Source organism: Fulvivirga aurantia, assembly GCF_009711475.1.
Classification (GTDB): Bacteria; Bacteroidota; Bacteroidia; order Cytophagales; family Cyclobacteriaceae; genus Fulvivirga; species Fulvivirga aurantia.
The window spans coordinates 1-1445 of record NZ_SMMD01000273.1 but is presented as its reverse complement, the minus strand read 5'-3'; the positions used below and the strand labels follow the sequence as shown (position 1 = coordinate 1445).

2 protein-coding genes are annotated in these 1445 nt (G+C 38.8%); both read right to left on the bottom strand.

The genetic code is table 11. The annotated features are described in order from the left end of the window. Nucleotides 1-1085: ribosome biogenesis GTPase Der (der, locus tag E1176_RS01080; RefSeq protein WP_155208740.1), on the bottom strand; the 1085-nt coding region annotated here is incomplete at its 3' end. Between the two features lie 128 nt (nt 1086-1213). Next, the coding region (locus E1176_RS01075) for a KH domain-containing protein (protein ID WP_185152522.1) at nt 1214-1445 on the bottom strand (232 nt) is incomplete at its 5' end.

Genomic DNA, 1445 nt, shown 5'->3' with positions numbered 1-1445 from the left:
ACTTCATTGAGTTTTGAAGTAGAAATTTTTTGCTCTCTGTTATTGTAAATCTCTACTGCCTGCTCAATAGCCTGGAAGATTCTCTGCTTTTGAATTACCGAAGTAAACAATACTGGGATGTAACTAAGTGTACCCAGCTTTTCTGAAATCTCATTTTTATATTTCTGAGCTGTCTTGCTGTCTTTCTCAATCAGGTCCCACTTGTTGACCATTATCATTATACCCTTATTGTATTTATGAGCCAGGTTTATGATGCTCAAATCCTGAGCCTCCAGACCTCTTTCTGCATCAACTATAATAATACAAACATCACTGTCTTGTAGGGCCTGTATTGACCTTAATACAGAGTAAAATTCGATGTTTTCTCTAACCTTTGACTTACGTCTAATGCCGGCTGTGTCGGTGAGAATGAAATCTTTACCAAATAACTTATAGTGTGTATTTATGGCATCTCTTGTTGTACCAGCTTCATCAGTCACAATAGTGCGCTCTTTGCCTAATAAAGCATTTAGAAAAGATGATTTACCAACATTGGGTCTACCTAAAATAGAAATTCTGGGAATTCCCTCATCCGGATTTTCGTCACCTTCATCAAAGTTTTTAACAACGGCATCCAACAATTCACCGGTTCCGGATCCACTAGCCGAAGAAATAGGATACATATCAACATCCATACCCAGCTGGTAAAATTCATTGGCCATATACATGCGCTCAGTAGTGTCGGCTTTGTTGGCCACGAGGTACATAGGCTTTTTAGACTGACGCAAGATCTTGGCAAAATCCTTGTCGAGATCAGTGAGACCAGCAAATGAGTCTGTCATAAATAAAACCACGGAAGCTTCTTCGATAGCAAGTTCTACCTGATTTCTTATCTGGCTTTCAAATTTATCTTCGGAACCGGTTACATAACCCCCTGTGTCGATCACAGTAAAATGCTTACCGTTCCATTCGGCATAGCCGTAGTGACGATCACGGGTAACTCCACTCTCATCATCCATGATTGCTTTTTTCTTTTCAACCAATCTATTGAAAAGCGTAGATTTACCCACGTTGGGTCTTCCTACTATTGCTACTACATTTGCCATAATAATTATTGTTGGGAGTTGTCGTCAGTCTATCGACTTGTAAAATCACAATTATTTGCGAAGCTAACAACTCAAACCTCTATTGTCTAATTAATTAACTACTTGTTGAGTGTTTTGTATGCGCTTGATTAATTCTTATAACCAAATCTCTTGAGGCTGATCTCTTTTTTTCTCCAGTCTTCAGCCACCTTAACGAAGGTTTCTAAGTGTATTTGTTTTCCAAAGAATGCCTCCAGGTCTTTACGAGCTTCAATACCAACCTGCTTTATTGCTTCGCCAGCCTTGCCGATAATTATACCTTTTTGGCTCTTTCTTTCTACATAGATTTCAGCTCTTATTCTAATGATAGTCTCATCTTCC